Source organism: Aegicerativicinus sediminis, assembly GCF_015476115.1.
Lineage (GTDB): Bacteria > Bacteroidota > Bacteroidia > Flavobacteriales > Flavobacteriaceae > Aegicerativicinus > Aegicerativicinus sediminis.
The window spans coordinates 2,083,883-2,107,280 of sequence record NZ_CP064295.1; the positions used below are offsets into that span (position 1 = coordinate 2,083,883).

General features: G+C 34.2%; 23 protein-coding genes. 21 read left to right on the top strand and 2 right to left on the bottom strand.

Features of this window, described 5'->3' with window-relative positions:
• Nucleotides 1-108: 108 nt before the first annotated feature.
• Nucleotides 109-327, bottom strand: coding sequence for a hypothetical protein (locus ISU00_RS09010; protein ID WP_228850328.1), 219 nt, complete (start codon nt 325-327; stop codon nt 109-111).
• Complete coding sequence (locus ISU00_RS09015; RefSeq protein ID WP_228850329.1) at nt 327-3,440, bottom strand: T9SS type A sorting domain-containing protein; 3,114 nt, start codon at nt 3,438-3,440, stop codon at nt 327-329. The genes ISU00_RS09010 and ISU00_RS09015 overlap by 1 nt, the downstream gene beginning before the upstream one ends.
• Before the next feature lie 248 nt (nt 3,441-3,688).
• On the opposite strand from ISU00_RS09015, the gene ISU00_RS09020 reads away from it, so the two are divergent.
• The 21 genes from ISU00_RS09020 (at nt 3,689) to ISU00_RS09120 (ending at nt 23,396) form a co-directional block, all read left to right on the top strand.
• Nucleotides 3,689-4,267, top strand: coding sequence for a hypothetical protein (locus ISU00_RS09020; protein WP_228850330.1), 579 nt, complete (start codon nt 3,689-3,691; stop codon nt 4,265-4,267).
• 27 nt (nt 4,268-4,294) lie between these two features.
• A complete protein-coding gene (locus ISU00_RS09025) occupies nt 4,295-4,828 on the top strand; it encodes an archaeosortase/exosortase family protein (protein WP_228850331.1) in 534 nt (177 codons plus the stop codon).
• A complete protein-coding gene (locus ISU00_RS09030) occupies nt 4,825-5,301 on the top strand; it encodes a hypothetical protein (protein WP_228850332.1) in 477 nt (158 codons plus the stop codon). Before ISU00_RS09025 ends, ISU00_RS09030 begins: the two co-directional genes overlap by 4 nt.
• A complete protein-coding gene (locus ISU00_RS09035) occupies nt 5,285-6,157 on the top strand; it encodes an ABC transporter permease (protein ID WP_228850333.1) in 873 nt (290 codons plus the stop codon). Before ISU00_RS09030 ends, ISU00_RS09035 begins: the two co-directional genes overlap by 17 nt.
• A 9-nt stretch (nt 6,158-6,166) precedes the next feature.
• Complete coding sequence (locus ISU00_RS09040; protein WP_228850334.1) at nt 6,167-7,453, top strand: ABC transporter ATP-binding protein; 1,287 nt, start codon at nt 6,167-6,169, stop codon at nt 7,451-7,453.
• Nucleotides 7,454-7,548: 95 nt separating this feature from the next.
• Entirely contained in the window at nt 7,549-8,160 is a 612-nt protein-coding gene (locus ISU00_RS09045; protein ID WP_228850335.1) for a class I SAM-dependent methyltransferase, read from the top strand.
• Between the two features lie 30 nt (nt 8,161-8,190).
• Nucleotides 8,191-9,744, top strand: coding sequence for a CatB-related O-acetyltransferase (locus ISU00_RS09050; protein WP_228850336.1), 1,554 nt, complete (start codon nt 8,191-8,193; stop codon nt 9,742-9,744).
• On the top strand, nt 9,716-9,901 hold the full coding sequence (locus tag ISU00_RS09055) for a hypothetical protein (RefSeq protein ID WP_228850337.1): 186 nt from the start codon (nt 9,716-9,718) through the stop codon (nt 9,899-9,901). Before ISU00_RS09050 ends, ISU00_RS09055 begins: the two co-directional genes overlap by 29 nt.
• 95 nt (nt 9,902-9,996) lie before the next feature.
• Nucleotides 9,997-10,608 (top strand): class I SAM-dependent methyltransferase, encoded by a 612-nt coding sequence (locus tag ISU00_RS09060; RefSeq protein ID WP_228850335.1) that lies wholly within the window; start codon nt 9,997-9,999, stop codon nt 10,606-10,608.
• 30 nt (nt 10,609-10,638) lie between these two features.
• Nucleotides 10,639-12,351 carry an FkbM family methyltransferase gene (locus ISU00_RS09065; RefSeq protein WP_228850338.1) on the top strand — a complete coding sequence of 571 codons (1,713 nt, stop codon included), beginning with the start codon at nt 10,639-10,641 and terminating at the stop codon, nt 12,349-12,351.
• Nucleotides 12,348-13,619, top strand: a complete 1,272-nt coding sequence (locus ISU00_RS09070; protein ID WP_228850339.1) for a glycosyltransferase — start codon at nt 12,348-12,350, stop codon at nt 13,617-13,619. Before ISU00_RS09065 ends, ISU00_RS09070 begins: the two co-directional genes overlap by 4 nt.
• Nucleotides 13,585-14,397 carry a glycosyltransferase family 2 protein gene (locus ISU00_RS09075; RefSeq protein ID WP_228850340.1) on the top strand — a complete coding sequence of 271 codons (813 nt, stop codon included), beginning with the start codon at nt 13,585-13,587 and terminating at the stop codon, nt 14,395-14,397. Before ISU00_RS09070 ends, ISU00_RS09075 begins: the two co-directional genes overlap by 35 nt.
• A gap of 9 nt (nt 14,398-14,406) precedes the next feature.
• Complete coding sequence (locus ISU00_RS09080; RefSeq protein WP_228850341.1) at nt 14,407-15,456, top strand: glycosyltransferase family 2 protein; 1,050 nt, start codon at nt 14,407-14,409, stop codon at nt 15,454-15,456.
• Nucleotides 15,453-16,475, top strand: coding sequence for a glycosyltransferase family 2 protein (locus ISU00_RS09085; protein WP_228850342.1), 1,023 nt, complete (start codon nt 15,453-15,455; stop codon nt 16,473-16,475). The genes ISU00_RS09080 and ISU00_RS09085 overlap by 4 nt, the downstream gene beginning before the upstream one ends.
• 5 nt (nt 16,476-16,480) lie before the next feature.
• Nucleotides 16,481-17,575 carry a glycosyltransferase gene (locus tag ISU00_RS09090; protein ID WP_228853722.1) on the top strand — a complete coding sequence of 365 codons (1,095 nt, stop codon included), beginning with the start codon at nt 16,481-16,483 and terminating at the stop codon, nt 17,573-17,575.
• Nucleotides 17,576-17,578: 3 nt separating this feature from the next.
• The gene (locus tag ISU00_RS09095; protein ID WP_228850343.1) at nt 17,579-18,517 is read left to right on the top strand and encodes a glycosyltransferase family 2 protein; all 939 of its coding nucleotides are present in this window, start codon (nt 17,579-17,581) and stop codon (nt 18,515-18,517) included.
• A gap of 3 nt (nt 18,518-18,520) precedes the next feature.
• Complete coding sequence (locus tag ISU00_RS09100; protein WP_228850344.1) at nt 18,521-19,402, top strand: glycosyltransferase family 2 protein; 882 nt, start codon at nt 18,521-18,523, stop codon at nt 19,400-19,402.
• Nucleotides 19,399-20,142, top strand: coding sequence for an acyltransferase (locus tag ISU00_RS09105; RefSeq protein ID WP_228850345.1), 744 nt, complete (start codon nt 19,399-19,401; stop codon nt 20,140-20,142). Before ISU00_RS09100 ends, ISU00_RS09105 begins: the two co-directional genes overlap by 4 nt.
• A gap of 109 nt (nt 20,143-20,251) precedes the next feature.
• On the top strand, nt 20,252-21,049 hold the full coding sequence (locus ISU00_RS09110) for a sulfotransferase family 2 domain-containing protein (RefSeq protein ID WP_228850346.1): 798 nt from the start codon (nt 20,252-20,254) through the stop codon (nt 21,047-21,049).
• 247 nt (nt 21,050-21,296) lie between these two features.
• Nucleotides 21,297-22,280: a glycosyltransferase family 2 protein gene (locus tag ISU00_RS09115; RefSeq protein WP_228850347.1), complete on the top strand. Its 984-nt coding sequence runs from the start codon at nt 21,297-21,299 to the stop codon at nt 22,278-22,280.
• 15 nt (nt 22,281-22,295) lie between these two features.
• Nucleotides 22,296-23,396, top strand: a complete 1,101-nt coding sequence (locus ISU00_RS09120) for a glycosyltransferase (RefSeq protein WP_228850348.1) — start codon at nt 22,296-22,298, stop codon at nt 23,394-23,396.
• The last annotated feature ends 2 nt before the right edge of the window (nt 23,397-23,398 follow it).

The following is a 23,398-nucleotide window of genomic DNA, read 5'->3' on the forward strand; positions in this document are numbered from 1 at the left end:
TTGTTTTTTATGACTTTATGTTCTTTTTGTATTTAAAATTATTTTAAAAAGAATTTTAATTATTCTATACTTTGAAGCGTAAAAAACCCGCTAGAAGCGGGTTTCAATTTACTTATTGTAATCTCTTAATTTTTTGTATCCATAAAGCCCACCAGCTGCGAGCAGAACAAATAAGCCTTGGATAGGTACACCTGGTGGTGGTCCAGGACCGCCCACTGCTCTTGGACTACGTGCACGTTCTCCTCTAGGCGCATCATCACTTCTTCCTTGTGCCATAATTGCAAAGGGTAAGATAAGGATGATTAGTAATAGGGCTAATTTTTTCATTATTCTTTAATTATAATCTTTTTGATATAACTCTTATTTCCAGATTCCAATTTTAGGATATAAGAAGAATAAGGGTCAAATTTATGACTAATTTCTACGGTATTAAAACTGTTAACAACATTTTTGCTAATCACGGTTTTTCCTAACATATCATACACAGTGATGTTTGCGTTAGGTAAGGTGGTATCATTGAACAATTTTAGTTCTATACCATTATTGGTCGTATACACTTTAATCCCATCTTTAGCCAACACCTCTTCTTCCACACTTAGCAGATTATTTACAAAGACTACACTGAATCGGGCAGAATCGAAATTGGCCTCACTAGTAAATTTTTTTGGTGAATCCATTGTAATAGGGGTCAATGAATTGTCATTAGAATCTAGGATATACATATCTATACTAGAATCTAGGTTTTTCATTTCCATAACAGAAATTTCATAGGTACCTGAGTATCCTAAGGACATTCCCAATGGGATTACGGTTTCATTAGTTACAAATGGAATACCTTGTATTAAATAAGGTTGATTATCTATGTAAGAATAAAACTCAAGGTTTGGGTTACCTCCAATCATTCGACCATCATAAATATTGTCAATCCCCATAGTTGCTTCATCGGCAAAACCGACAATAATATCTTTTTCATATTTATTGCCAACGGCCGTTAATTTAAACCGGATTGATGAAAGTTCTTCAGTATCGACACTTTTAGAAGTTCTGAAAAAAGAAGCATCTTCATTACTTCCGGTAACCCTCATATCGTTATTGAATTCTAAAACCCCATTTTCCACATTTGCCTTTACGAAGAACCCTTGCGCTGTACCTACATGATCATTATACTTACCAGGATTATTTCCACCAGCGGCTCCAAAAATATTGATCGTTACATAGTCTGCATTAGTTCCTTGTGTGCCAACCGGATTGTCATCATCCCAAATCCATAATTCTCCTGTTATAACATCAGTATTCGGAATAATGAAATTGGCATAAGAAATAGCACTGGGATAAGGATTGGATACTAAATTATACCCTGCTTCCGTTCCATCTTGATCTAAATTATAAACTAAATTTCGAGTGTAAGTACCATTATTAGGGTTGCCGACGAAAGTAACGGTACCAGTATATGCACTAAATAAAGCATCGGCAACTGGCATTACAAAATTATCTCCAACCCAAGCATAACGTCCACTGCCATCTACTCCATATGGTCTAGTTTCTACATATTCATATTTAACGCTTCCAAGTACAGATGCAGTTTCTCCACTAACAGGAGGTCCAACAACACTATACTGACCCCCAGTAAAGGTGGTATTTCTTATAATGGTATGTTGATCACCTGTTATGATACCTTCAGTAAGCAAAGAGCCTCCAGATTGCACCGTTATAAATCCTGGATCTCCAATTACATCACCGTTAGCAACTAAGCTACTGCCAGGATTAATTGTTAATCCACCCCTTAATCTAATGTTATTAATAAACTCTACAACATTTCCATCTATAATAGGGAGATTAGGAACATTGTTAATGGCAACATTGTTAGCCCCTGTTGGAACACTGAACGAGCTCCAATTAGCTGGTTCGTTCCAATCGGTATTCACAGTCCCCGTCCAAACAATCATATAGGAGCCAATTGGAAAAGGATTCACTGCGGTTGCATTTGTAGTTTCATTCGCCAAGGCGTCAATTCCTATTATATTCCAATTGTTAATATTAAAGTCATAACCATCAGGTCCGGTTCCAGGAATGCGATATGCCCAAGCCTGGGTATATTCCCATGCAGTTCCAGTGCCATCCACATCAGGATCACCATAGATGTCTATTATATCACCAAATTGATAAAGTTCAACAGCATCATCACCTCCCGGTTTAAGTGAATTGTCTACATAATCTGGTGCAAAACCGAAAAACTCTGTGAATCTGTTTGCATTGCCGGTTAAGTAGATATAAGTTCCTTCAGCAACAGAAATTGCCGGAAATGTAAATTCTTGGTTATCGCTACCGCCACCATTATCTGCAACACCAACTCCAAATTCACTTAAATCTGCAATATCCTCCAAGACATACAATTCAATAACTTTAGGAGTATCGCTTGGAAGTGGACCGCTCATTACACCAGAAATTAATATGGGTGGACGAGGAATTACAAGTCCTTCCAAATTTATGATTTCTTCTAATCCAGAAGAACCAATGTTTATTGTAGACTGATACACTTGGTAGGTGCTACCATTTGCCATTAATCCTGCAGCAAGGCGTACATATATAGTGGTAGGTTGTATACGGCCATTAGATGGGGTTAATGATATTGATGTTGAATAATTTGAATCATCTGTTGATATTTCAAAATAGTCTTGAGCGATAATTGTTAGGTCCTCTGTAAGGTTAATGCCTGAAACGATAAACGTATCACTGGCAGAAGGTCCATTTTCCTGATAATATTGGAAACCTAATAGAGTCTGAGGGACTACTCCTATTTCTGGGTCTGTTGAAAGTGTAAAAAGAGTTTCGTCTATAGGCGAAATACTTGAAGCTGTAACATTCCAATTAGCAGGATTAAAAGGTGTGGTACCGCTTAATTGATTTATAACTTCAAAAAAACCGATTGAAGAGAGACCTGTTCTGGTTCCAGTATACTGGCCATTATTAGTTGAGATTCTAAGGATAAAATTGAAACCATCAGGGAAAGTTCCAACTAACCCAGTTTTGCCAATGGCATGTAAAAATGTAGTAGCCGTTGTTGGAGAACCAATGTATGCAGTAATATTATCCCCTTGAGGAGAAAATTTAAATGCTGAAGGTCCTCCACCAGCTACTTTATCGAAATCCACCTGATGGGCTTTATATCGTATGACCGATCCCGCGCTTATCCCCCCAGAAGGCACAGTATAACTGAAAACAGTTTCATTGCCATTGATAATATAATCTCCATCCATTAAATTATCAGTGAAATAAATAGTGGTGCCGGCTTCTAAATCAATAAAGGTGACAAATGCAAAATCTTCTGTAGGTACGTCTAATGCTATTATTGCAATATCACCAGTAGAAACGGTGGTTTGGGAGAATGAATAGGCATAACTGAAAAGAAATGCCAAAGCAATGAGTAATTTTTTCTTCATAACATGGTTTTGAGGCCTAGACAATTACGTCTGGTTAAAGGAACAAAGATAGGTAAATCAATAAAATGGAGATGTTCCTAACGCTTAAAATCTTAATTCTATTGGCATTTCTTGAGGGATTACTAATTTAAGGGGTATTAAATTATCATTTGTTCAAATGAGTTCTAATTTGCAGGGATTAAGTTTTAGATACTTAAAAAAATAAAATACATTTGTGAATTAAATTTGTCTCTAAATCTCTTGATTACATGAAATTTTTTAAAATAATTGTTGCCGTACTATTCTTATTTACAGGTGTTAAAGGTATGGCGCAGTTTCAAGATGTAAAGCCATGGAGCGTTGGACTTTCCTATAATATTGTAGATGATTCCTCTTTAAGATTTGAAGAGTTTTTCGATATAGGTGAACATTGGAATACTACTATAATACCTGCGACTTTTCACCTTGAATACGTTTTCGCTCGGCAATTTTCAGGTGAGGCAGCCTTAAGTTTTAATCGTTTTATCCCTCAATATGAAACATTCTATGATCCACCTGAGGACCGAAAATTTTATGTGGGATTTGATTTAAATTCTAAATTTTATTTTCTAAAAGAAGATGATTTTCGCAGAGATGATTGGCAGCCTTATGTTATTGCTGGTTTTGGTTTTTCAACCGTTGATACTCTTAATTGGTTCCATTTTAATTTCGGTGTAGGATTAACCTATTGGATAGACAATGTTTGGGGAGTAACTGCCCAAACTACTGGTAAATGGACCTTCGATTTGTCGGATTCTACCAATTACAAGCATCATATGATTGGTGTGCGCTATATTTTTGCAGATTAATCTACAATTTCAACTTAAAGGCTAAAAATGGCCGAACTTTCTAAACAAGCTAAAAATCAACTTGTTAAACGGTTTTTAATCTCTGCTTTACTGCTTTTTATAGTTTGGCAATTAGCTTACAATTTAGTTTTAAAACCAAATGGTTCTTTAGATGAGGCTCTAACCTCTATTGTTGTGAAGGGAACTGAATTGGGTATGAAAATCTTTAATAGTAATTCTGAAGCAAGAGGTAATATCATTTATATTAATGGAAATGCTGCAATTAGGGTGGAACATGTGTGCAATGGGCTAGAACTCATGGTGTTATATGTGTGTTTTTTCCTGTGTATTCCTGGTCGCATAAGGCCGAAGATGAGCTACATTATTCTTGGATTGTTTATTGTTTTTGTTTTAAATACAATTAGGCAAATGTTATTGGCCTATAACTATTTATATTTTAATTCAACTTTTGAATTCAATCATAAGTATACGTATATAGCAGTAATCTATTTTGCCGTTTTTCTTCTTTGGAGACATTGGCTCATACGTTACTCGATAATAGCTGAGAACCGGAATAAATGATTGGTAAAAAATCACTCAAATCGTTTTTTATTGTTGCATTAATTGTTCTTTTAGGTTCATTTGAATTCCAAATTATAGAAGGGATAAGTGATTTTATGGCAGCTTTTATCCACGAGGGCCAAAACTCTTTTATAAATCAATTAATAAGTAGTTATGGCTCTTCGAAATCGATCAATGAATGGATCGCCAATTACCTTGTTTTTTACCCGATTTATTTATCATGCCATTTTTTGTTGATTCATTTTTTATTTATCAACGAACCCAACATAGGTGGAATTTTGAAATTAGCATTATTGGTGCTTTTATTAACCTTAATAGTCGGAAAGCTTCTGTTCGGCTATTTACAGATGCCTATATTGGCAGAATATGTTAGTTTTGCATTCCATAAATTAATTGGGCTTCCTTTTTTGCTTCTGGCAATAGAAGGAGGTAGGCAATTTTATAAATATATCTTTATTGAGGACAGAGGCTAATTTTTCCGAGCGCTCAGACATAACTCTGGTAATTGAGCCGAAATCGCGATTGTTTGACCTTAAACTAAGGGAAGTTTGGCGATATAGAGATCTCTTGTTATTATTTGTGAGGCGAAATTTTGTAGCGGTCTATAAACAGACGGTGTTGGGGCCATTGTGGTTTTTTATCCAGCCGATCCTAACCACAATTATGTTTATGGTGGTGTTTGGAGGTATTGCCAAGATGAGTACAGATGGGATGCCTCAGGCTGTTTTTTATTTGGCTGGCATCGTTACTTGGAATTACTTTGCGGAATCGCTAAAGGGTACTTCCAATACGTTTACAGCCAACGCGAGTATTTTTGGAAAGGTTTATTTTCCTAGGGTGGTGCTTCCATTGAGCATGGTAATTACAAAATTGTTAACCTTTGGAGTGCAATTTTTTCTTTTTTTAGTTGTTTTTAGCTATTATTATTTTTTTCAGCAAACAACGATACAGCCGAACGCTGCCCTAGCACTGTTACCGATATTAATCTTTATTACAGCGGGTTTAGGGTTGGGTTTCGGTTTAATAATCTCAGCTTTAACAACTAAGTATCGAGATTTTCAATATTTGTTAAGTTTTGCGGTGCAATTAGGGATGTATGCAACGCCCATAATTTTTCCGTTAAGTTCTATTGATAATCCATTGATTCGGAAAATTATTATGGCAAATCCTATGAGCCCAATCATTGAGACATTTAAATATGGGTTTCTAGGTGCAGGGTATTTTGATCCCCTTTGGTTATTATATAGCTTTGGATTTATGGTAATCTTATTGTTCTTAGGTCTTGTAGTGTTTAACTCGGTGGAAAAATCCTTTATGGATACGGTTTGATTTAAGTGTATGGAACCCATTTTAAAAGTAGAAAATATTAGTAAGCAATATCGACTTGGTAATGTTGGCACGGGCACACTTAGCCATGATCTTAATAGGTGGTGGCACAAGGTTAGAGGTAAAGAAGACCCCTATTTAAAAATTGGGGATACCAATGATAGGACGGTAAAAGGTTCGTCAGATTATGTTTGGGCTTTAAGGGATATTAATTTTGAAGTTCAACCAGGTGAGGTTCTTGGAATCATTGGTAAGAATGGTGCCGGGAAATCTACCCTTTTAAAGTTATTGAGTAGAGTAACTGCACCAACAACAGGTATAATTACGGCACATGGAAGGATTGCTTCCCTTTTGGAGGTAGGGACAGGCTTTCATCCAGAGCTTACCGGAAGAGAAAATATCTTTCTTAATGGGGCAATATTGGGAATGACCAAGGCTGAAATTCGTTCTAAATTTGATGAAATTGTTGATTTCGCAGGGTGTGAACGCTATATAGACACACCGGTAAAGCGCTATTCCTCGGGTATGTATGTGCGCCTGGCTTTTGCTGTAGCAGCACATTTAGAACCAGAAATATTGGTTGTTGACGAAGTTTTGGCTGTTGGAGATGCCGAGTTCCAGAAGAAAGCTATTGGAAAGATGAAGGATGTTAGTCAAGGGCAAGGTAGGACTGTATTGTTTGTAAGCCATAATATGGCGTCCATTCAAAGTTTGTGCACAAGATCCATCCTATTGAATAATGGAAAAGTTGAAATGATTGGGGATACTGAAAGTGTTATTTCTCATTACTTAAAGGTTTTTAAATCAAGCAGTACAATTGAACCTTTAAATACTAGAAAAGATAGGGAAGGTAACCAAACTATTGTTTTTGAAGATTATTGGTTGGAGGACGAGTTTGGTGAAAAAATTGAATTTTTTCAATCAGGTCGGAACTGTAAATTCGTTTTAAGAATTCGTAATAATTCAGAAAATCAATTAGATAAAATAAGAATATCTGTTGGTGTGGACAATAAATATGGGGATAGGATTACCATTTTTGACAGTTCACTGGTTGGAGACGAATTAATTCTTGCTGGCCACCAAACCGCCATTGTTAAAATAAATATTGATAAATTTCCTTTAAGTCAGGGCCTGTATTACTTTACAGTATACTCTAGCGTCAGGGAAATTGTATCAGACTGGGTCAAAAATGCAGGTAGTTTTGATGTTGAGGCGGGTGATTTTTTTGACACGGGCAGGGTCATAGATAATAATCAGGGTAATTTTTTGGTGAAGCACAAATTCAATTTAAGTGATTAGGTTAAATGTTAAGTAAGATTAAAGACAGGGTACGTGCCAACCTATTGGAGCTCGGCCTAAGATATAATAACAAGAGCGAGGTACTTAAGCAATTGATGGGCCAGGACGAGCGGGAGGCCTACAGTCATTTGAGGCAGGGCTATCTAAATGAAATTGGTTGGTGGAATGCCTGGAGGAGCAAATCCCCTCTTGGGCCGGAGGACAATCCCATTCCATGGGTGACCTATAGTTTTATCGATTTTGTTGAGGAGAGGCTTACAGATGACCTAGGCATGTTCGAATTCGGTTCCGGAAACTCCACACTCTATTATAGCCGTTATATTAAGGAAATCCATACGGTGGAACACGACAAGGAATGGTTTGAAAAGATCAGGAAGGGTATGCCTTCAAATGTATTCCCGATATTCAGGGAATTGGAGTACGGCGGTAAATACTCGAAAACCGCTGTCGATACGGGAAGGAAATTTGATATGATTATAGTGGATGGAAGAGACCGTGTTAATTGTATGATAAATTCTTTTCCTGCTTTGACGGAAAAAGGGGTCATGGTATTGGATGACTCTGAGCGCGAGCAGTATGCTAAGGGGGTGAACCATGCAATGGACAATGGTTTTAGGAGGATAGATTTTTGGGGAATATCCCCGGGATTGTTTTATAAAAAGTGTACTTCCATATTCTACAGGGATAAGAATATTTTGGGAATTTAATAGCTGAGACTAAGGTTTTACGGAATTATTATGGAATTAGCTCCTATTGTTTTATTCGTTTATAATAGACCCGAACATACGTTAAAAACGTTGAGGGCCCTCTCTGAGAACGATTTGGCTGATAAGAGTGAGCTTTACATTTTTGCTGACGGCCCAAAGCCGGGAGCAGATTCACAAACCTTAGAGGATATATCGAGGACAAGGGAAGTTCTGGGGCAGGCACAATGGTGTAAGGAGGTGCATATCTTGGAACGGGAGACCAATATCGGGTTGGCAAATTCGGTTATAGATGGGGTTACCCAAATCGTGAACAAGTACGGGAAGGTCATTGTGTTGGAGGATGACATCGTAACTTCTACGGGGTTTCTAACATATATGAATAGTATATTAACGGAATTCCAAAATAACGATAAGATTTATAGTGTTAGTGGGTATATGTATCCTCATAATGTTGACATAAATGGGATTTATTTTTATAATATACCCTTATGTTGGGGATGGGGTACATGGAAGAGGGCTTGGGAATGTTTTATTATTGATTCAAAATATTTATATGAAGCTATTGACCGAAGGAATTTATGGAAAGACCTAAATAAATTTGGAAATAATGATTTAAGAGAACAATTGGTTAATAATGTTTTAGGTTCCTTAAATACATGGTTTATTAAGTGGCATGCAAGTATTTTATTGAAAAATGGTTATTGCATTTTTCCATCTAAATCTTTCGTTAATAATATAGGTTTTGATTCAACTGGTGAACACTGTACAACGACCGATATATTTTTTAATTCTAAACTGGAAACGAGGGTTCCGTTAAAAATTACAGAATTCAAGGAATCTGAAGTCCTAAGGGATATAATAACGGAACATTACTCTAGAGCTTCGGGAATTAGAAAAAATCCTTCTCAACCTTTTAGAATTAAAAGATTTTTTGTTCGTATAATGAGAAGAATTTTGGAAAAAATTTATCCAGATTTATTAAAGCTGAAAGAATTAAAAAGGGATTCTATTTCAGAAGACTTGTTATTTATGGATTCTATAAGAGGTGAATATGTCAAAATTTATCCTCCTTTTAATTTAAGGCTATCTAAAATTGATGACTATACCTATATAGCTGAAAATTCTAATATTTCATATACAACCATTGGTAAATTTTGTTCAATTGGTCCTAACTTAATGTGTGGTTATGGGATTCATCCAATTGATAAAATTAGTACACATCCAATGTTTTATTCTACATTAAAACAAAATACTATTAGTTTAACTAAAGAGGATAAAATTGAGGAAAGAAAATTTATTACAATTGGGAATGATGTTTTTATTGGTGCCAATGTGACGATATTAGATGGTGTAACAATTGGAGATGGAGCAGTTGTTGGAGCAGGATCGGTTGTAAGTAAAGATATTCCTCCTTTTGCTGTAGCTTATGGTTCACCAATACAAGTGAGAAAATATAGATTTGATTCAGAAACTATTTCAAAATTGCAAAGTATTAAATGGTGGAAATTTGAAGAATCTGATTTACTGTTAGTTGAGAAATATTTTGACAAGGTAGATGAATTCATCAATTTATTTCCTAAGTAATATTCTGTGTTCTAACGTCAGGGAAATTGTATCAGACTGGGTCAAAAATGCAGGTAGTTTTGATGTTGAGGCGGGTGATTTTTTCGATTCGGGTAGGGTCATAGATAATAATCAGGGTAATTTTTTGGTGAAGCACAATTTCAATTTAAGTGATTAGGTTAAATGTTAAGTAAGATTAAAGACAGGGTACGTGCCAATCTATTGGAGCTCGGCCTAAGATATAATAACAAGAGCGAGGTACTTAAGCAATTGATGGGCCAGGACGAGCGGGAGGCCTACAGTCATTTGAGGCAGGGCTATCTAAATGAAATTGGTTGGTGGAATGCCTGGAGGAGCAAATCCCCTCTTGGGCCGGAGGACAATCCCATTCCATGGGTGACCTATAGTTTTATCGATTTTGTTGAGGAGAGGCTTACAGATGACCTAGGCATGTTCGAATTCGGTTCCGGAAACTCCACACTCTATTATAGCCGTTATATTAAGGAAATCCATACGGTGGAACACGACAAGGAATGGTTTGAAAAGATCAGGAAGGGTATGCCTTCAAATGTATTCCCGATATTCAGGGAATTGGAGTACGGCGGTAAATACTCGAAAACCGCTGTCGATACGGGAAGGAAATTTGATATGATTATAGTGGATGGAAGAGACCGTGTTAATTGTATGATAAATTCTTTTCCTGCTTTGACGGAAAAAGGGGTCATGGTATTGGATGACTCTGAGCGCGAGCAGTATGCTAAGGGGGTGAACCATGCAATGGACAATGGTTTTAGGAGGATAGATTTTTGGGGAATATCCCCGGGATTGTTTTATAAAAAGTGTACTTCCATATTCTACAGGGATAAGAATATTTTGGGAATTTAATAGCTGAGACTAAGGTTTTACGGAATTATTATGGAATTAGCTCCTATTGTTTTATTCGTTTATAATAGACCCGAACATACGTTAAAAACGTTGAGGGCCCTCTCTGAGAACGATTTGGCTGATAAGAGTGAGCTTTACATTTTTGCTGACGGCCCAAAGCCGGGAGCAGATTCACAAACCTTAGAGGATATATCGAGGACAAGGGAAGTTCTGGGGCAGGCACAATGGTGTAAGGAGGTGCATATCTTGGAACGGGAGACCAATATCGGGTTGGCAAATTCGGTTATAGATGGGGTTACCCAAATCGTGAACAAGTACGGGAAGGTCATTGTGTTGGAGGATGACATCGTAACTTCTACGGGGTTTCTCACCTATATGAATATTGGTTTAAATATGTATACCTCAGAAACACGTGTTTATGGAATAAGTGGCTATAAGTTTCCTTCTTTTAAGCCCATTTTGGACGATACATTCTTTTTACCTATAATGAGTTCTTGGGGTTATGGCACTTGGAAAGATCGCTGGAACAGAATAAATTTTGATGCAAAAGATTTATTTGAAAAAGTTAAAATTAAGGGAGTGCTTAATAAATTAAATTTTGGAAATTTAAATTTTAAGCAAATGTTAATCCAACAGATTGAAGGTGAAATAGATTCTTGGGCAATCAGGTTTTATGTATCTATGTTTTTAGACAAAGGGTTATTTCTTTACCCGAGAGAATCATTATTAATAAATATAGGTTTTGATGGCTCTGGTGTCCATTGCAATGATGACCCAATAAAAAATGAAGAAGAATTAACTTCTAACGTAATTATCAATTGCGCAAAACTTAAGGTCAACTTAAAAAAAAGTATTCTTAAGAAGTATATACCAAACAATTATAATATTATCAAAGTAATTAAACGGAACAAAAGGCATATTAGAGTGGTATTATCGGGGTTTAAATCCAAATTGCAAAATAAGTTTTTTGGCCCAAAATTAGGCGGTGATAAGTTAATCCTCGAAAAGATTAGAGAAAGCCCCCGCTTTACACGAATGGATTTTCAAATTAATAATATGAATTTGACCATTCCGGATTCGGCTTCCTTTTATTTTATGTATAAAGAAATTTTCCATCAACATATTTATAAGTTCATTACAGATGTTAAGGAACCTTATATTATTGATGGTGGGGCAAACATAGGATTATCTTCTATTTATTTAAAGCGACTATTCCCTAACAGTAAAATAATAGCCTTCGAGCCTGATCCGAACATTTTTAATTATTTGGTGAAAAATATAACCCAAAATAATATTAATGGTGTTGAATTAATAAATAAGGGTTTATGGAATCGTGAAGATAGCTTAAAGTTTAAGTCGGAGGGGGCAGATGGAGGCGTTTTGCAAGCTATAAATCCTGATTCAGATTTTACTGAGGTTTCTGTCGATCTTATATCACTACGTCCTTATTTAAATGAAAAAATCGATTTTTTGAAGTTAGACATTGAAGGTGCTGAAACGGTTGTATTGAATGATATTTTTGATGTATTAGATAACGTCGACAGGATATTTGTAGAATACCATTCTATGGTTGGTCAACCACAAACTCTTAATGAAGTTATTGATAGGTTGACGAAATCTAATTTTAGATTATTTATTTCCTCTCCTGGATTTTCAAATAAGTCCCCTCTTTTGGAACGGTTTACATATAATAATATGGATATGCAACTGAACATTTTTGGGATTAAAAATAATCTGTTATGAAGGTTTTGCACATCTCTACTTCAGATTCTGGTGGTGCAGGTAAAGCTTGTTTACGTTTACACAAAGGATTGCGGAATATTGGTGTAGAGTCTAATGTTTTGGTGAGGTGGAAGAGAAACAATGATGATTTAAAGGTATTTCCATATAGAATAACGCATAAAAATTTTTTTTCTAGACTATTTCATGAAATTAAACATGCTATCCTTAGAAAATTAAATATTAGTTCAAAATTTGACAAATTTAAATCCAATAGGTCGTCAAGTCTCGAATTGTTTAGTTTGCCTTACTCAAAACACAAAATTGAAAAATCAGCTTTCTATAACAACACTAATTTAATAAATCTTCATTGGGTTGCAGATTTTTTAGATTATTCGAGTTTTTTCAAATATTGTGATAAGCCAATTGTTTGGACCCTGCATGATATGAATCCTTTTACTGGAGGTGAACATTATAGTGAGAAGTATAATGGGATAGATGAAAAAGGTTATCCCATTAAACGAGTAATAACAGAGGGTGAAAAGAAATTATTCAAGAATTATTTAATGATTAAAAAAACAGCAATGGAAAATTGTGAAAATTTAACCATTGTAACTCCATCTAAATGGCTTTTCGATGAGGCTAAAAATAGTGAGATTTTTATGGGAAGGCCCATTCGTCATATTCCATATGGATTGGATGAAACTATTTTTAGACCTAGGGAAAAAAGGTTTTGTAAAGAAGTTTTTGAGATTCCAGAAGATAAAATTGTGATTCTCTTTGTAGCGGATGATATTAATAATAACCGCAAAGGATTAAAATATTTATTATCTGCTCTAGAAGGTTTGAATTGCAAGGATTTCATTCTATGTTCGGTCGGTAATAACTCAAGTGCTATAGATTTAGAAATAAATTATAAGCATCTAGGAGCCATTAATGATGAAAGGTTAATGTCCATGGTTTATTCAGCGGCAGATGTATTTGTTATCCCATCCTTGATGGATAATTTGCCTAATACTGTACTGGAATCTTTGATGTGTGGCACACCGGCGATTGGATTTCCTATTGGAGGTATTGTTGATATGATAGTTCCTGAAATTACGGGGTACCTTGCTGAAAAGATAAGTGTTGAATCTCTTAGAATTACAATTCTAAAATTTCTAAATGATCCTAGTTTTTTTGATAGAAAGGCAATTAGAAATTTTGCTTTAGAAAACTATTCTTTAAATAAACAAGCGGAAGCATATAAGGAATTATATGAACACATATTTAATGAAAGGGAAAGGAACTAAACTGTCAATAATCACCATTAATTTTAATAACATTAATGGTCTAAAAAAAACAATACAATCGGTATTGAAACAATCATTTCATAATTACGAATATATAATAATTGATGGTGGGTCTAATGATGGAAGTGCACAGCTCATTGAAGAATATGCAGCAGAATTATCATATTGGATTAGTGAACCCGACAATGGGATTTATGATGCTATGAATAAAGGCATCAAAAAAGCAATTGGAGAATACTGTCTTTTTTTAAATTCAGGTGATTATTTATTAGGATCAACTACCCTTGAAAAGATTTTTCAAAAACCGCATAAAGAAGATATTCTCTATGGAGACCTAAAATCTGATTTTAGAGACTATCTTTATCCTGAAACGATTACGTTAAACACCTTTGTTAAAGCCACTATTCCCCATCAAGCTTCTTTTATAAAAAAGTCATTGTTTAATACCTATGGATTTTATGATGAGTCTTACCCTATAATAGCAGACTGGGTGTTTTTTTTAAAGGCTGTTTTTAAATACAATGCTACAACAAAGCATGTTGGCCAGTTTGTTAGTTTTTTTGAACATGGGGGTATTAGTACATCTCGAGAATTACACGAACAATTGATGCAACAACGGTCTTGTCTGTTATTAGAGCTTTTTCCCAATATTTATCCTGATTATATAAGTCTTCATAACCAACTTCTAGAACAAGAAAAAGAACTCAATTCTTATCGTAATTCTAGGCTAATTCAAATGCTTAGAAAATTTCAAAAGCAAATTTTAAAGTCAAGATAACACCTAAGGATGGAAAGCCCAAAAATTTCAGTTATAATGGCGGTTTATAATGGTGAGCCATATATTAGCGATACAATAAAATCAGTGCTTAACCAGACATTTGAAGATTTCGAGTTTATTATTGTGAATGATTGTTCTACGGATACAACCAAACAAACAATTGAGGGTTTTAGTGATGAAAGGATAATACTTATAAATAATGATAACAATTTAGGTTCATCTAGAGCGGGTAATAAAGGAATTGAAGCAGCAAAGGGAGAATTTATTGCGCGCATTGATGCGGATGATTTGATATCTGAGAATAGGTTGGAAATACAATATCAATTTTTAAAATCATATCCCGAAATAGGAATATTGGGGTCTAGATATAAAATATTAGGAACAGAAATCTGCAAAGACTTAGTAACTTGCCCTGATGAAATCGCTGTCAAATTATTTTTAGGTCAAAATTGTATTGCCCACTCCACTGTAATGATGCGTTCTGAACTTTTTTGGAAGCATGGTTTGAATTATAATCCAGATAATCCAGTTAGCCAAGATTATGAACTTTGGGTTAATTCTTCCAAGGTTGTCAAAATTTCGAATTTACCGGATTATCTTATGGAATATAGAATTCATGATAATCAAATTTCAACCAAACGATTTAAAGAACAGCAGGAGCATGCCAAACGAATTGTCACTGATACACTCAGAACTTATTATCCTCAAGTTTCATCTAGTGAAATTATGGATCATTATAAATTGTTAGGATTTGAAAAGGTAGAAATATCCGATTTGGAAAATCTTATTTCCTGGGCCAATTTTTTGATAGAAATCAATGATAAGGTAAATAGATTCGACAAGGTTATTTTTGAAGAATATGTGATTGGATTAAAAGATCACAGCATAACACAGGTGTTCAATACAAGCTTTATTTTGGCTCCCCATTATTCGCCAAAATTGTATGTTCATTTTTTAAAAGCTAAAAAACGCTTTGCTCCTAATTTAGATTCAAAAATTATTTTAAAGTTTATGCTAAAGTGTTTCCTTTTTCAAACCAGAAAAAAGAATTTGTCTTGAGTAAATCCTTAATTTCCATATTGATGCCAGTGTATAATGGAGAGCTCTATCTTCGAGAAGCAATAGATTCTGTCCTAGCGCAAACGTTTACAGATTATGAATTTATCATCATTAATGATGGTTCTACGGACAATTCAAAACAGATTATAGAATCATATGATGACAGTCGTATCCTGTTGGTTAATCAAGAAAATATGGGTGTTGCTAAATCTTTAAATAAAGGTATCAACATCGCAGTTGGGGAATATATTTGGAGGCATGATGCAGATGATATTTGTTTACCTGACCAATTAGAAAAACAGCTACAATTTCTAAAATCTAATCCTGAATTTTCGTTAGTATCTGCCCAAATCGCTTTTATGACAGACCGAGGAAAAATTGCATGGGATTATAGACAACCTAAAAATGCATTTTTTGAAGACAAGCCATTTGTTAAAGTGTTGAGAAATCAATTTAACCCTTATTCTCCAATTACCCATGCCACAGTATTGATGAAAAGAGAAGAATTGCTAGAATTGGGTGGGTATCGCACTGAATTTAAAACCTCAGAAGACACAGATCTTTGGTTGCGTTGGATTGAGAAGTATGATGCCGCGGTTTTAAATTATTGCTCCTATTTTGTGCGACTGAATGCAACATCTGCAACCCAAAAATTCAAAAATACTACAAATTTTTATAGAGATACTGCATTCAATTTTGCTGACGAAAGGAAAAGGGTTGGTTCTGATCCCTCACAACGTGGAGAATCTTTCCCCCTTCCAGAATCAAATTTTGCATTGAACCTAGAGGATGAACAAATCAAAAAAAAGAAGGCTGGCTATGTGTTTCGAAAAGATCTTTTATCTTTTAAATATAAGGTAATGGTAAATGCCAAAGATTATAAAAACATATTTAAAATTGTCAGGTTTTCTTTAAAAGATGGATGGAAACTATCTAAAACATGGAGGGCTATCCTATTCCCACTTTTAGGTAACAAAGTTGTGAAAAAAGGGGTTGAATTAAAAAAGAAATTGCAGTGATAATAATGTATTATGGTGCAGATAGGTCGCTGAAAGAACATGATACCGCTGTTACTATAAACCGCAGAAACATGGCAGTGCTTTATAGTTTAACCAAATTGGAGCAAGTTGAGTTGGTTATTAATTGTATACGAACAACCAGAAAGTCTGCCCTAACCAAAGCTTTTAAAAAGCCGGTCAGAGGTTATAATGAGTTGTATTTTGCACCCATAATTCCCGAAAGAGGCATACTATATAAAATTACAAGACCCTTGAATCGGCTCATCCTAAGGTTCTTGAATAAGGATATGATTCAGCGAATCGAATCATCAAACATAATCAACTGGTGTTATTGGCCTAAAGGCTTCCATGATTGGGAATACTTACAATTCAATGGACGTATTGTGTTTGATGCGGATCATAATATTATTGATAACCCGAATATTTCAAAAGAATATAAGGAAGGTCGTAAAAATGAACTCCTTGCTATTGGTAAGTTGGCTGATTTGATTATAAGTAGTTCAAGGTCTATGTTAAACTGGTATCATTCTAGAGGATTTCACAAAACAGCCCTTATGTTAAATGGAATTTTTAAGGAGCGCATAAATTTAAAATCTCAACATAGAAAGGAAGATTTTTATACAGTTACATATTGCGGTACCTTATCAAAATGGATCAATTTAGAATGGCTGCTGCATTTAATTCATAAGAATCCAGATTGGACCTTTAACATTATAGGCCAAGATTATAAGACCTCTATTTCTCAAGATTTAAAGAAATTTAATAATGTTAGGCTTCATGGTTTTTTAGAGCCTAAAAAAGTTGATGCCATATTAAAACAGACAGATGTTGCCATTGGTCTTTATAATGATGATCCGGCATTAGACGTTAATAGCATGAAATTATATGATTATTTGTGTCAAAATGTTCCTGTAGTTGTAAATAATTATCACGATAATTTGGTGGAGGATTATCATAATTTGTTAAGCACTGCCCAAACTTTGGAAGAATTCCTGTATTTGGTTGAGAATCCTAAACTCTTGGATACTCAAGAGCTAGAAGACTTTTTGATATCTTGTCAATGGCAAAAAAGGATTGGAATGATTTTGCAAACAATTTAAAATATGGATTATCCTTTAATTTCTATAGTAGTGCCTGTAAAAAATGGAATTGATACTCTCCCAAATTTATTTGAGGGACTAGAAAAGCAAACCATTTATAATCAAACAGAAATAATTATTATTGATAGTGGCAGCAATGATGGTAGCGTTGAATTTGTGAAAAACAAAAATGCTATACTTATACAAATCGATCCAAAATCATTCAATCACGGTGCCACAAGAAACATTGGGGTGTCAGAATCTAGTGGAGAATATTTATTTTTTACGGTTCAGGATGCCTGGACGGAAGATGATTTTCTTTTGGAGCGAATGCTATCACATTTTAAGGATGAAGAGGTTGTTGGTGTTTGTGGACAACAAATTGTACCACACCACAATGATAAAAACCCGCATGAGTGGTTTAGGCCACAGTCTAATCCTGTTCCAAAATTTGTAAATTTTAAGGGTGATGAAGATTTTGAACGGCTAACCCCCAAAGAAAAGAAAAATGCCTGTGGTTGGGATAATGTTGTTGCTATGTACCGTAAATCCATTTTAGTTCAAAACCCCTTTCCATCAGTTATTTTTGGTGAAGATATGCTTTGGGCAAAAAATGTACTAACGTTAGGATTTACTTTAGTGTATGACTACTCGTGCCGAGTTAATCATTACCATCATCATAATCCAAAATTTACTTATAAAAGAACTTTGATTGTGTGGTATTTTTTATACCAGAATTTTAATTATAGAAGACCAGATCCTTTTAATTTCAAGGAGTTTTTACATATTGCATATAGAAATTTAAAATGGGGTGCCTCCTTAAAGTGGATTCCTTTTAATTGGAATAGAATTAGTGTTCAAAAAAAAGCGATTAGGGATTTTAATAAGGCATTAAAAGAAGATAAATTGCAAGAATTATTTGAATCTTTAAAAATTAAAATTCCTCAAGGAAATACTAATTAAACTATGAATTCAATTTCACAACCTCTAGTTTCTGTGTTAATGCCTGTTTACAATAGTGAGAAATATCTGGCAGAGGCTATTGATTCGGTAGTTGCTTCAACGTATCAAAATTGGGAATTGATTATTGTAGATGACCGCTCAAATGATCGTTCCCATGAGATAGCTAAAACTTTTCAAGAAAAAGATAAGAGAATTAAAGTTTATGTCAATAAGATTAATTTAGGAGATTATCCTAATCGTAATCAAGCGGTTAGCTATGCCAAGGGAAAATATTTGAAGTTCGTGGATCATGACGATTATATATATCCCTATGGCCTTGAACAACTTGTTTATTATATGGAACAATTTCCTGAAGCGGGTTATGGACTTTGTTCTTTACCCCAAGATAAGGCTAGAATTTTTCCGTTTCAATTAAATCCGAAAGAAGCCTATACTCGGCATTATTTTGAACAGCCATTATTTCACAAAGCTCCTTTATCAGCCATAATGAAAAAAGATTGTTTTGAGAGGGCAGGTAAATTTAGTGGTAAGCCTTTACTTGGAGACTTTGAAATGTGGCATATTATGTCCCAAAAATACCCCGTGGTATTAATGCCCCAAGGGATTGTATGGTACCGTCAACATGATGAACAAGAATCCGCAAAAAATAGGAATGACCCGATGGAACCATTTAAATATATTTTATTGAGCAAAAAATTATTAATTGATGACCGTTGTCCTTTAAACGAAAAAGCACGGACTCAAGCTTTGGAGAAAATGGAGAAAATTGAAGCTAGAGCAATTTTGTCAGCCGCAAAACATTATTCCTTTAAAAAATCTTATGAAATGAGTAAGACAAGTAATATGAGTCTGATAAAAATAATTCAGAAAGGCTTGAGGAGATGATAATATTTAAGTTTATTAAATATTATCTCCGATTATTAACCAGGAATTTATATTGGTTATACAATTGTGCAAGAATTAAGGGTGTTTCCCAACTAAAATTTGAATTTCCCTTAATTATTGAAGGAAAAGGAAGAATCAACATAGGTCAAAACTCAAAATTAAGTAAGTTAGTTAATTTAGGTCCTGGTGAAGGGGCAAACATATCTTTTGGTAAGAACTCTAAACTTCAACCAAAAGCCCTTATAAAAGTAATGAAAAATTGTTCATTTACTGCCGGTATTGAATGTCTAATTGGTGAAAATTCTAGATTATATGTCCAAAGTAATTGGCGATTTGGTGACAGGGTTGAAATTCAAACCAATTGTAGTTTAGCTGCGCGTGAACCGAATTACTTTGGCAAACTTTTGATTGGAGATAATACACATATAGGGGATTTTACCATAATTGATTTGGTAGATGATATTGTAATAGGTAATGATGTTGCAATTGGACCAAACTGCACCTTATATACCCACGATCATGATTATTCTAATAAACAATTACCTGCTTGGAAAGGAGGGATTAAGTCTGCACCAATAATAATAGAAAATGGCGCTTGGATTGGTTCTGGGGTAACAATCTTACCTGGAGTGAAAATAGGTGAAAGATGTGTTGTCGCGGCCGGTTCTGTAGTCACCAAAAGTTTACATGGAGAGTCTATTTATGGAGGAACTCCTGCCAAAATAATTAAAGGGATTTAATGAATAGAACGTTTTCCCTGAAATATAATTAAATAATTCTAATCCGTTTATATCAAATAAGTTTGTTATACAAATAGAAAATTGGGGTTTCCCAGTATATTTTAAAATTATGCATTTATACTTTTTACATATTCCTAAGACAGCCGGAACCTCTTTGGATATTTTATTTAAACTACAATATTCAAAAAAGGACAGGCATCCTTGGGATAATAAAGACTTTCCTAAGCTGCAAAACCAATACCGGGAAAATATATTGCAACCTCAGGAATTTAAAGTTTTAAAGGGACATTACAAATATGGTATCCATAAATATTTTTCAAAAACGGAGGATTATAAGTATTTAACTATCCTGAGGGATCCTGTTAGCCGCGTTAAATCCCATATTAGACAATATTTAAGAATGCCCAATTCATTCATCTATAAAGAATATGAAAAGCATAAAGACTTACACAAAATCATAGATGAAAATAGAATTTATGGTTTTTCCAATTTGCAAACATGTTGGATTGCAGGAGAAAATTATGTGGAAAATTCTGAAATGGAGGAAGTATATAACAAAGCTCTCTCAAATATTGAGAAGGAATTTTTTTATGTTGGTGTAGTAGAACTATTTAATGAAAGTTTATATCAAATCTATAAAAAGATTAATTGGAAATATAGACCATATTATAGTTCCTTGAATAAATCTTCTAAAGAGGAAATCGATGAGATTAAGTTTGATTCAAGGACTATTAAATTGATTGAGGATCTTAACTTTTATGATATTAAGCTTTATAATAAATTTAGGGATAAAGTGGTAGAAGACCATTTTAATCAAGATAAAAAAGAATTTGAAAATTATATAAGGCGACTAGGTTACTTTCAGAAGTTGCATAAAGGCTATTTACAAATAAAAAATATTCTTTAAACGAAGGCTCTGCATCCATTTTGATGACAGTATATAATTCGGAAAAATACATGCTGGAAGCCATGCAATATATAATAAATTTACCCTGTTACAATTGCTATTAATTATTTCAGACTACTTTTTTAAAAATCGTTAAGGAGAGATTGGCATGTCATTTAGATATTATTTCAAATTTAATGGATATTTCAAGCCGAAAGATTTATTAGTTTTTAGAGAAAACAGATTAAAAATTTAATTTTACTAGGTATTGAGAGTTCCATTAGTTTCTGTAATTATACCAATATTTAATTCTAAAGATTTCATTTTAGATACTCTGCAATCCGTTATAGAACAAACATATACGTATATTGAAATTCTCATAATAGATGATGGCTCTATTGATGGTTCTTTGGAAATGGTCCAGTCAATTGAATGTGAAAATATAAGGGTATTCAAAAATAAGGGAAAGGGTGCTTGCGCGGCAAGAAATTATGGTTATGCCCTAAGTAAAGGGGATTACATTCAATTTTTAGATGCAGATGATATTTTAAGTCCAGACAAAATTCAAAAACAGGTCGATGCCCTTAATGGCGTTATTGATAAATTGGCTGTATGTAGCACTATCCATTTCAGGGATGAAATTCAAAGTGGAATTTGTACAGATTCACCTTATCTAATTTCTACTGATAAACCTTCTGAATTTTTTATTCGTCTATGGGGGGGATATGATCTTCCTCCAAACATGGTCCAAACGAGTGCTTGGTTGTCTCCTAGGAAACTAATTGAAAAATATGGGTTGTGGGATATTAATCTTTATCGAGATCAAGATGGGGAATTTTTTGCCCGATTGGGTTTGAACTCAAATGGTATTGTTTTTGTTCCTGGAATCAAAAATTATTATAGGAAACATATTGATGGTCATAACATTGCATCGGGTCGCCAGAAAAAGCACTTGGAAAGCAATCTTGATGCAACTTTTAAAAAAGAGGGTTATCTTTTTGCCCGAGATAACACTAGACCTGCCATTAAAGCAATGGCTATTCAATACAAAAATGTTGCTATTGAGGCCTGGCCTAGGTTTAAGGGAGTTTCTAATAAGGCACTCAAAGAATCCTCACGATTGGGAGGGTCTAAATACTTACCAATATTGGGCGGTAAAGTAATTGAAACGATTAAAAATTTCCTTGGATGGAAAATCGCAAAATCTGTTTCTTATTATGGGCATATTATATTGGATAAAATGGTAAAATAATAGGATTAATGTTATATGGAAATTGAGAAGAAACCCAAAGCGCTTTTTATAACCAATTACAGATTTATTTCTAAGAAAACAAAAAATGGGGGAGTGAAATTATGCACCCAAGATTTTATTAAAGTTTTAGAAAGAAAATATGACCTCGTATTTTTGGAAGTAGATTTTACCAAAAATCTATTACAGAGGTTAAAATTTTGGGTCGGTGTTGATAGTTATGACTATTATGAGGTATCGAAATTTAAAAAATCATTATTTGGTCAAATCAAGGAAAATAATATTAGGATAATTTTTATTAATCATACTTCCGCAATGAAGTTTGCTGAATTGGCAAAGAAAATTGATTCAAGTCTATCTACAGTATTGCTCTCACATGGTAATGAATCAGGAGATTTTATGCATGAAATTGTTAAATCGGAAAAGAGTAGAGTTACCTCATATTATAAACTTGGAAAGCAATTGGTAATGGAGGCCAAATACAGAAAAAATTATATCGATCAAGTGGCTGTTGTTTCACAATTAGAAGAAAATATCGAATATTGGTTGCACTCAAAAAGAGTCACCTACATACCTCGCATTTTTGAGCCTGAATTTGTTCAATGGCATCCAGTGTTAGGCAAGGTTGGCTTTTTAGCGGATTTTACCCACCTTCCTAATCTCCATGGTATTGAAATGTTGAGTAAGGAATTAAATAAAAGAGTACTGCCCAATAATTTTAAGTTGGTCCTTGTTGGGGTTTCAGATAATAGATTAGCCCCTATCGTCAAAGGAAGTAGTTTTTTAGAACATATTGGTTACGTTGAGGAAGATGAACTTAAAAAAGAGGTTGGGTCTTGGATGGCATATTTGAATATTGTCTTATACTATTCTAAAGGTGTGAGCACAAAATTAGCCAAAGGAATGAATATGGGACTTCCTATTGTTACAACCCCCCAAGGAAATAGAGGGTATTCTTTAGAAGGTATGGAGGGCGTAACTGCAAAAAATTTAAATTTATTTGCAGATATTGTTCTTGCCCTAAGTCAAGACAAAATACAAGCTTCCCATGTTAGAGAAATAGTAATGTCTAATGTTAATGCCAATAAATCTTTTGATAAATTTTCTGAATATTTTTAAGA

Bases quoted from the DNA above. Each gene is read 5' to 3' on its own strand.
- ISU00_RS09010 (WP_228850328.1), bottom strand. From the start codon at position 327: ATGAAAAAATTAGCCCTATTACTAATCATCCTTATCTTACCCTTTGCA.
- ISU00_RS09015 (WP_228850329.1), bottom strand. From the start codon at position 3,440: ATGAAGAAAAAATTACTCATTGCTTTGGCATTTCTTTTCAGTTATGCC.
- ISU00_RS09020 (WP_228850330.1), top strand. From the start codon at position 3,689: ATGAAATTTTTTAAAATAATTGTTGCCGTACTATTCTTATTTACAGGT.
- ISU00_RS09025 (WP_228850331.1), top strand. From the start codon at position 4,295: ATGGCCGAACTTTCTAAACAAGCTAAAAATCAACTTGTTAAACGGTTT.
- ISU00_RS09030 (WP_228850332.1), top strand. From the start codon at position 4,825: ATGATTGGTAAAAAATCACTCAAATCGTTTTTTATTGTTGCATTAATT.
- ISU00_RS09040 (WP_228850334.1), top strand. From the start codon at position 6,167: ATGGAACCCATTTTAAAAGTAGAAAATATTAGTAAGCAATATCGACTT.
- ISU00_RS09045 (WP_228850335.1), top strand. From the start codon at position 7,549: ATGGGCCAGGACGAGCGGGAGGCCTACAGTCATTTGAGGCAGGGCTAT.
- ISU00_RS09050 (WP_228850336.1), top strand. From the start codon at position 8,191: ATGGAATTAGCTCCTATTGTTTTATTCGTTTATAATAGACCCGAACAT.
- ISU00_RS09055 (WP_228850337.1), top strand. From the start codon at position 9,716: ATGAATTCATCAATTTATTTCCTAAGTAATATTCTGTGTTCTAACGTC.
- ISU00_RS09060 (WP_228850335.1), top strand. From the start codon at position 9,997: ATGGGCCAGGACGAGCGGGAGGCCTACAGTCATTTGAGGCAGGGCTAT.
- ISU00_RS09065 (WP_228850338.1), top strand. From the start codon at position 10,639: ATGGAATTAGCTCCTATTGTTTTATTCGTTTATAATAGACCCGAACAT.
- ISU00_RS09070 (WP_228850339.1), top strand. From the start codon at position 12,348: ATGAAGGTTTTGCACATCTCTACTTCAGATTCTGGTGGTGCAGGTAAA.
- ISU00_RS09075 (WP_228850340.1), top strand. From the start codon at position 13,585: ATGAACACATATTTAATGAAAGGGAAAGGAACTAAACTGTCAATAATC.
- ISU00_RS09080 (WP_228850341.1), top strand. From the start codon at position 14,407: ATGGAAAGCCCAAAAATTTCAGTTATAATGGCGGTTTATAATGGTGAG.
- ISU00_RS09090 (WP_228853722.1), top strand. From the start codon at position 16,481: ATGTATTATGGTGCAGATAGGTCGCTGAAAGAACATGATACCGCTGTT.
- ISU00_RS09095 (WP_228850343.1), top strand. From the start codon at position 17,579: ATGGATTATCCTTTAATTTCTATAGTAGTGCCTGTAAAAAATGGAATT.
- ISU00_RS09100 (WP_228850344.1), top strand. From the start codon at position 18,521: ATGAATTCAATTTCACAACCTCTAGTTTCTGTGTTAATGCCTGTTTAC.
- ISU00_RS09105 (WP_228850345.1), top strand. From the start codon at position 19,399: ATGATAATATTTAAGTTTATTAAATATTATCTCCGATTATTAACCAGG.
- ISU00_RS09110 (WP_228850346.1), top strand. From the start codon at position 20,252: ATGCATTTATACTTTTTACATATTCCTAAGACAGCCGGAACCTCTTTG.
- ISU00_RS09120 (WP_228850348.1), top strand. From the start codon at position 22,296: ATGGAAATTGAGAAGAAACCCAAAGCGCTTTTTATAACCAATTACAGA.